4 protein-coding genes are annotated in these 8619 nt (G+C 67.5%); 3 read left to right on the top strand and 1 reads right to left on the bottom strand.

Going from position 1 to position 8619, the window contains the following annotated elements:
• The first annotated feature begins 200 nt into the window (after positions 1–200).
• The gene (locus tag NHG27_RS18685; protein WP_497017322.1) at positions 201–2300 is read left to right on the top strand and encodes an acyltransferase family protein; all 2100 of its coding nucleotides are present in this window, start codon (positions 201–203) and stop codon (positions 2298–2300) included.
• A 10-nt stretch (positions 2301–2310) separates the two neighbouring features.
• Here the strand turns inward: NHG27_RS18685 and NHG27_RS18690 are convergent, their stop codons facing one another.
• Positions 2311–3096, bottom strand: a complete 786-nt coding sequence (locus NHG27_RS18690) for an acyltransferase (protein ID WP_497017323.1) — start codon at positions 3094–3096, stop codon at positions 2311–2313.
• Positions 3097–3179: 83 nt separating this feature from the next.
• Between NHG27_RS18690 and NHG27_RS18695 the strand changes: the two genes are divergently transcribed.
• Together NHG27_RS18695 and NHG27_RS18700 are read left to right on the top strand one after the other, a co-directional pair.
• Entirely contained in the window at positions 3180–5822 is a 2643-nt protein-coding gene (locus NHG27_RS18695) for a CDP-glycerol glycerophosphotransferase family protein (protein WP_497017324.1), read from the top strand.
• 1 nt (position 5823) lies between these two features.
• Positions 5824–8553 (top strand): bifunctional glycosyltransferase/CDP-glycerol:glycerophosphate glycerophosphotransferase, encoded by a 2730-nt coding sequence (locus tag NHG27_RS18700; RefSeq protein ID WP_497017325.1) that lies wholly within the window; start codon positions 5824–5826, stop codon positions 8551–8553.
• The last annotated feature ends 66 nt before the right edge of the window (positions 8554–8619 follow it).

Raw genomic sequence — 8619 nt, forward strand, 5'->3', positions numbered from 1 at the left:
AGACCTCCGTTGGTCAGAGCCGGGTTCCTAGACAGCTCCCACTCGACACGGAGGTCTCTCTTCACGTCAACAACGGTCCTGGTCAGTACATCTAGGCGGTCAATGACCGTCCACGCCTTCGAGTCGTCCCGACTTGAGGTGCACCATCGCAGACTCGGACGTGTCCCGTGTCCGACGGGCCAACCAGAGAGTGAAGTTCCATGAGCACCGACGTGACGAGCCTGCGGCGAGTCGACGAGCCGCCGTCGCAGACGGTCTCGACCGCCGGCACCCAACGCGCAGACATCCAGGGCTTGCGGGCGATCGCCGTCGCGGCCGTCCTGCTCTACCACCTCTGGCCTCACCGGTTGACCGGTGGGTTCGTCGGCGTCGACGTCTTCTTCGTGATCTCGGGCTTCCTCATCACCTCGCACCTGCTGCGTCGCCCTGTGCGGTCCGTCAAGGACCTCCTGGGGTTCTGGGCGCGCCGGGTGCGTCGGCTGATCCCGGCAGCGAGCGTCGTCCTGCTCGCGTCTCTCGTCGCCACGGTCGTCTGGCTTCCCGCGACCGTGCACACGACGGTCGCGCGCGAGGTCCTCGCCTCCACGTTCTACCTGGAGAACTGGGTGCTCGCGTGGTCGTCGACGGACTATCTCGCCGCGGGGGAGATGGCCTCACCGGTGCAGCACTACTGGTCCCTGTCCGTGGAGGAGCAGTTCTACATCCTGTGGCCGATCCTGCTGGGGGCCGGCGCCTGGTTCGTCGCCAGGCGCCGGTCCAGCCTCCGGTGGTTCCCGCTGGCGGTCGTCGGGACCGTGGTGCTGGCGTCGTTCGCCTGGTCGGTCCACCTGACGGGCACGAACCCGCCCGCCGCGTACTTCGTCTCCACGACGCGCTTCTGGGAGCTCGGCATCGGAGCGGTGCTCGCCGCGTTCGTCGCCTGGCGGCCGCTACGGCTCCACCCCACGGCTCGGGTGGTCCTGGCGTGGTCGGGGCTGGGGATGATCGCCGTGGCCGTCTGGTCCTTCTCCGCCTCGACGCCCTTCCCCGGTGCTGCCGCAGCCCTCCCGACCCTCGGTACCGCGATGGTCATCGCCGCGGCTCCCGACGACCTCCGGCACGGCCCTGGGCGTGGCCTCGCCCACCGCTGGGTGCAGTGGCTCGGTGGGGTCTCCTACTCGCTCTACCTGTGGCACTGGCCGCTGATCGTCGTCGCGCCGTTCGTGCTGGGGCACCCGTCGACCTGGTCGGAGAAGGTGGTCCTCGTGCTGGTGGCCCTGCTGCTGGCAGAGCTGTCGAAGCGGTGGGTCGAGGACCCGCTGCGCGACGACCCCTGGATCAAGGGGCGCCTGCGCAGGACCTTCGCGCTGCTCGTGGTGTCGGCCCTGGTGGTCGGAGGCGCCGCGGTAGCGCTCCACGTCAAGACCGTGGCCGACGCACGGTCGGCGGCCGCGGCGGCGGAGGCTGCGGCGGAGCGCGCCCAGCAGTGCCTGGGCGCAGGTGCCGCACGAGACAGGACGTGCGAGCTCGAGGGGGAGGAGCTGGTCACCTCGCCCACGTTTGCCAAGACCGACAAGCCGATCGTCTACGCCGACGGGTGCTGGAACAGCCCGCCCTTCGAGACCCGTACGACGTGCACCTACGGGAGTTCGACACCGACGGCTCGTGTTGCGATTCTGGGGAACTCGCACGCCGGGCACTGGGTCCCGGCGATGCTCCCTGCCGTCGAGGAGAAGGGTTGGCAGCTCACGACCTACCTGCAATCGATCTGCTACACGGTCGACGTACCGGTCGTCTTCGACGACCAGCGGGCGACCGACGGGTGCCTCGAGACGAACCAGTGGGCGGTCGACGAGGTGTCCGACGGCACGTTCGACCTGGTCGTGATGTCCGACCGGACGTACGCCGAGCTGGTCGGGGTGCCCGCCGACCAGAAGGGCGACGTCGCTCGCGCCTCGTACGCGACGGTGCTGGGACGCATCGCAGCGTCGGGCACCCCGGTCCTCGTGATCCGTGACACCCCTGCGGCCACGGTGGACATCCCGACGTGCCTCGAGACGGCCGAGGGCGACACGAGCGCGTGCGGCATGGACCTCGCCGACGGGATCGAACGTGACCCGCTGTCCGAGGCGGGTGCCGATGACTCCAGCGGCCTCGTCACCGTTCTCGACGTCAACGACCTCCTATGCCCCGACGGCTTCTGCGCGCCGGTGCTGGGAGGGGTCGTCACATTCTTTGATCATGGGCACCTGTCGGCAACCTTTGCTGCGACGCTCGCGCCGGAGGTCGGTGCTGCGATGGGGCAGCGCCTGGCGGGGTGACGGACAGCGCTCAGCGCCGGGTTCGACGAAGGGCTCTCTGCGCCTGGGAGCGCAGCCGTTCGACCCAGGGCCTTTTGGTGATGTGGGGAGCATCATCGCCGTAGTCCTCCGTGAGCTCCCAGTATGTCGACGTCTTGATCGTCGATGCGTCGGGCTTGTAGTGCGGCTTGGCGAAGCCGAGGTGTGGGCGCTCCCAAGCGATGTCGCGTCGGAGAACCCGGGCGGGAGTGCCCGCCGCGATGACGTTGTTGGGGATGCGTCCCTTGACCAGCGAACGGAAGCCGATCACAGACCCGCGACCGATGTCGGCACCGCCCAGCGCCACGGCTTCACGTCCCATCCAGACGTGGTCCCCGATAGTGATGTCCCGAGCCGGGTTGACTCGGACCCCGGTGCGGATGTCGAAGATGGGGTGACCGTCGTCACCCCGCAGCTGGTTGGCACTCGCGAACATCACGTCGTCACCGACGGTCACACTCGTGCCTTCGACGGCAGAGATCAACAACGGCGTCGTGGTCGTCACACCATCGCCGATACGGACGGCCGAGTCTTGCGCGATCCGGACTGTGAAGTCCGCGCTTCCGGAGCGAGGGCGGGAGCCCAGGGTGAACGTACCGTTGTCGGCGTCGAAGGTGAGCCGGAGCTTGTTGACCATCGCGTCAGGGGCGATGACGACGCAGTTGTTGGATCCGCGGAACACGATCTGCACAGTTCCGTGCGATGCCGGGCCTGAGTACTCGACACGGTTTCCTGCCTCGTCCTCGTAGGGTTCCAGGGAGGTGAGGGTGATCGGCATGGGTGGCAGTCTAGGGCCTGTCCGGAGGCCGGTCGCCGCGGCCGTAGACTACCGCGCAGCGCACGACCGCAACGAAGGAAGACATGGAATCGCGAAGAGCTGCCGACCCCGCCCACCTGCTCGTCGGAGTGGTCCTGGGGGCCGACCCCGCGACCGTGGCGACGTTCCTGGCCGGTATCGAGCCGGACCTCGAGGGGCTGGGGGATCGGGCACGGGTCCTCCTCGTGAGCTCAGACGCGGAGGTCCGGGCTCTGGCCACGCGCTGGGCCGCGGCGCACGCCCCGACCGTCGAGCTCGTCGACGGGCCTGACGACCTGATCGAGGGGCGGAACGCCGTGCTCACGGCCCCGCTGCCGACCGGATGGCCGGCCACGCAGACCTGGGTCCACGTCCCCGACGTCCGAGACCTGCCTCTTCCCGGGGCATGGAAGCGATACCTGGAAGGAGCGACGGCCCTTCCGGAGGCGGCAGTGCTCCGCGGGGTGTCGGCCGAGGACGCCGGCTCGGAGGCTCTGCACCTCGTGGACCTGCGCCGGCAGCCCGAGCTCGCCCCGACCCTCCTGCGCGACTCGGCGGTCCGTGCCGACCTCCTGGGCTCCGCCGGGCCGCGCCTGGACGCGCGCCTCGCCGCGGGATTCGCCGACGCGCGGCTGCTGGCCGGGGCGCTGCGGGCAGCGTCGGCTCCCACCGTCGCGTGGGTGCCAGGGGCCTCCTACGTGTTCGGGGAGCGGGACGACGAGCTGACGGGCGGACGGTCGTCGTTCGCCGACCCGCGACGGTTCGTCGAGTCGCTCCGGGACGGGCACCTCGTCGTCCTGGGGGACGACGCCCCGCCGTGGGCGCAGCACATGGTGCTGTCGGACCTGCAGTGGTACTTCCGGGCCGACGAGGCGCTGAGCGGGCAGATGAACGCTGAGATGCACCACCTCTCGACCGAGTTCCACGCGTTGCTGTCCCAGGTCTGCGCCCGGCTGAGCACCGACGTCCTCGACGAGGCCCAGGTCCCGCCCGTGCGACGGGCGGCGATCGAGCACGGGCTCCGGGGAAGGGCCTGGCACGAGGAGACCGCCCTGCTCGAGGCTCGTGACCGACCGCGGAGACTCGTCCGCCTCGCGTACCTGTTCACGGGCGACCTCCCGGCCGAGGAGGTCCTCGTCGACGGGGCGCCCTCGCGCCCTCGATGGGCCAAGACGCGGTCCCACGCCTACGCGGGCCGCACCCTCGTCAGTGAGCGCATCCTGTGGGTGCAGCACGGGCAGGACGTGCGGCTGGAGCTCGACGGAGCCACCGTCCGGGTGGCGCGGACGCGACCGCGCGAACCGCGGCGTCGGTGGACGGCCGCAGCCGTCGCGGCGGCCTTCGCCCCGAGGAAGGATGCGCCGAGCCTGACGCCCGGGCAGCAGGCACGCAAGCTCGCGAGCCCGTCGTGGTGGCGCGAGAAGCTCGTGCTGATGCTGGCCGGGACAGGTGCCGTGCGTCGGCGCTTTGCCGGGGCCTGGGTCCTGCTGGACCGGGTCGAGAGCGCCAACGACAATGCCGAACACCTGTTCGCCCACCTGCGCCGGACCAGGCCGGACCACCGGGCGTTCTTCGCCGTCGAGCGGGGGACCGCGGACTGGAAGCGTCTTCGCGCGGACCACGGCGCGCAGGTCCTCGCCTACGGCTCCCTCCGGTGGAAGCTCGTGTGCCTCAACGCGACGCACGTCCTGTCCTCGCAGGCCGGCCCGTACGTCTCGAACCCCGAGGCGCTCCGGCCCTTCGGACGGCGGTCTTGGAAGTTCGTCTTTCTCCAGCACGGGGTCATCGCGACCGACCTGTCGCGCTGGCTCAACCGGCGCACCTTCGATCTCTTCGTCACCTCGACGCCCGCGGAGTTCGCGTCGATCGCGGGGGATGGAGGGTTGTACAGGTACACGCCCCGCGAGGTGGTCCTGACGGGTCTGCCTCGGCACGACCGACTCGTCTCGCTCGACCGGTCGGGGTCCGTCCGCCAGGACCGTCTGCTCCTGGTCCCGTCGTGGCGGGAGTACCTCCTGGTGGGCCAGGCGGACGCGACCGGACGGCGCGCGCTCCGGGAGGACTTCGAGCAGACGCACTACGCCCGCGCCTGGTGGGGGCTGCTGCGCTCCGAGGAGCTGCGCGCCTTTGCGTCCGACCACGGGCTACGGATCGCCTTCATGCCGCACCCCAACATCCAGCCCTACCTCGCCAGCCTCGACGTGCCTGACCGCGTCGAGGTGCTCACTTACGCCGGCAACGACATCCAGGAGGTGCTCGTCAGCGCGCGCGTGGTCGTCACGGACTTCTCGTCCATCGTCTTCGACACCGCGCTGATCCGCAGGCCCATGGCGTACTACCAGTTCGATCAGGCCGAGGCGTTCGGGGGGACCCACACGGTCCGCCAGGGGTACTTCGGCTATCCGGAGGACGGGTTCGGCCCGGTGGTCGAGACCGAGGAGGCTCTTCTCGCCGCTCTGCGCGACATCGCCCAGGACGGGTTCGAGCTCTCCCCGCTCTACCAGGAGCGGGCCGCAGCGGCGTTCCCCGCCCCGGACGACGGGGCGTGCGAGCGCGTTCTGCACGCCGTCCACGAGCTGGATACGCCGACGAGCGATGCCCCTGTCGCCATCCCCCCGTCGCCGCCCAACCGACCGACCCCACGTGTTCCTGCCGTCCCCGGGACCGGGGGGCGAGAGGCAGCCGGAAGGGCCTTCGGCAGCCTCTAGGATGTCCTCGACGTCCGATGCGGGACGCGAGTACTCGAACATGGGGATGACCGAAGTGATGCAAGCAGTGGGGAGCGCGGTCGAGACGGACCCCGCTGGAGAGCCGCACGAGATCGGCCTCGATCAGTCCCGTCCGTGGCTGACGGTAGTTACCGCGGTGTACGGAGCCGAGAAATATCTCAGCGACTTCGTTCGCTCGCTGGAGGACCAGGGCGAGGAGCTTGCGGGGGTGCGTGTCATTGCGGTCGATGATGGATCGCCTGATCGCAGCGGCGCCCTGCTTGACGCGTGGGCCGAGCGTACTCCTGGGCTGGTCGAAGTGATTCATCAGGAGAATGCGGGGGCCGCTGCCGCGCGAAATTCAGGTCTTGCCAGGGTCACGACACCGTGGGTGACGTTCGCAGACCCTGACGACGTCCTTGAACCGGGCTATTTTCAAGCAGTTCGTCAGTACCTCGGGGAGCATCCTGAGGCGCACATGGCCGCCACCAAGCTGAGGTTCTTCTTCGAAGCGACCGGGCGGACCTCTGATGGGCACCCCTTGAACTTTCGGTTCGCACGTCGGAGCACTGTCGTCGATATTTCTCGCTTCCCGGACCACTTTCATCTCTCGGCGGCGACGTCCTTTCTCAAGATGTCGCACCTGTTGGATTCAGGCCTTCGTTTCAACGAGAACCTCAAACCCGTCTCTGAGGATGCGCACTTTATCACCCGGTACCTGTTACAGTTCGAGACTCCGAGGATCGCTTTCATCGCCGACGCCTTTTACCGTTATCGCAAGCGGGCAGACAAGACCTCGCAGATCGACGGTTCGCTCATGCGCAAGGAACGCTTCACCACGGTCCTCCGCCATGGATACCTTGACCTTCTCGAAACAGCTATAGGCACGCGAGGGTTTGTGCCCCCATGGCTCCAGACGCTCGCAATTTATGAAATGCAGTGGTTGTTGGCGTCGGATGATGCGATCCACGGCCGAAACGCGGCGATGCTGGGCGTCGGCGATGAGTACCTCGATCTCATGACAAAGATTCGAGCGCACATAAGTATAGATGCAATCCGCTCCTATGCGATCACACCGATGCCGCTGGTCCGTCGCCTCGTGCTTGAGCGCGGCCTGGCGGCCGATGACTGGGTGGCGCCGACCGTGACGATTGAGTCCATCGACACGATGGAGCGCTGGGTTCGACTGACGTATCACTTCGTGGGGCGACGTCCGAAAGAGGAGATATTCGTTTCGGGTCGGGTTGTGACCACGGGCAGGGCGAAATATCGCAAGATTGAGCATGCAGAGCGTCTGATGCTATGGGAGCGCATCATTTGGTTGCCCATGCGCGGTACGATCGAGGTCCGACTCGATGGGGCGGCAAGGCCGATTGTGAGACAAGCGCTGCAGGTCGCGCCGACCGTCATTCGGGCGGCGGATGTCGACAGGGCCTTCGGCAACGTCCCGAGATTCCGTAAGCCTCAAGCTGGGACCCAGCGGTCCAACAATTCGAATGGATGGTGGGGACGGGCCTTCGGCGAGAAGGCGCGAACCGCCCGTAGGGGGGCTCGGATCCGCCGGATTGCAGAGTCGAACTTGGTCCGTCGCTACTTCGCCGACGCGTGGGTTCTCATGGACCGTGAGGCCAACGCGTCCGACAGCGCCGAGCATCTGTTCAAGCACCTGCGGGCGAAGCACCGTGAGATCAACGGGTGGTTCGTTATCCGGCGAGGGACAGCGGACTGGAAGCGCCTGCGACGCGAGGGATACAAGCGTGTCGTGCCGTACGGGTCCTTCGTATGGAAGCTCCTCGCACTCAACGCCACTTTCGTGGTCTCCTCTCATGCAGACGGCGTTGTCTATAGCCCGCCGGAGATGAAGGGAATTGGTCGTCTTCGATGGCGTCTGGTGTTCCTCCAGCACGGTGTGATCCAGAACGATCTCTCGCGTTGGCTCAACGGGAAGCCGATTCGTCTCTTTGTGGCGACGACGATGGCCGAATACGACTCGATCGTTGGTGACGGTAGTTCCTATGACCTGACGTCGCGTGAGGTTGTCCGAGCGGGGCTTCCTCGTCATGATCGCCTGCTTAGGCTGGGGATGGAGTTGGAAGGTCAACGGGACACGATTCTCGTCATGCCCACGTGGCGTCACTATCTGGCTGGAGAGCACACTACCGCCCCCGGCGCACGTTCCGTCGACCCGTCGTTCGCTGCCTCAGACTTCGCACTCGCATGGCGTGACCTTCTTTGTTCTGACCGTCTCCGAGTTCTGTCCGAAGAAACAGGATCCAAGATCGTCCTCATGCCTCACCCCAACCTCTCGCCCTATCTCGGGGCCTGGGGCCTGCCCGACTGGGTCACGGTCGGCAGCTACGAGAGCGTCGACGTCCAGGAGATGATCGCGCGGGCGAAGGTCCTCGTGACGGACTACACGTCGGTCGCTTTCGACGCCGCGGTCATCAGGCGACCGAGCGTCTACTACCAGTTCGACAGGGACCGGGTCTTCGGGGGTGGGCACACCATGCGGGTGGGGTACTTCGACTACGCCCGCGACGGGTTCGGACCGGTGCACACGGACGCCGAGTCGGTCCTCTCCTCCGTGGAGGCGATCGTCGGCGACGGCGGCAGGCCCCAGGACGAGTACCTGGCCCGGATGGAGCAGGCCCTTCCCCACCGCGGCGGTAGCAACAGCGAACGCGTCGTGAAGGCGATCGCGAAGATCGAGAAGGACATGCGCTGGGTCTGAGGCGCGGACATGACGACGGGCCCGACTCCTGCAGGAGTCGGGCCCGTCGTCATGTCGAGACCGAGT

The sequence above is a fragment of the Oerskovia sp. 140933 genome (assembly GCF_059651515.1).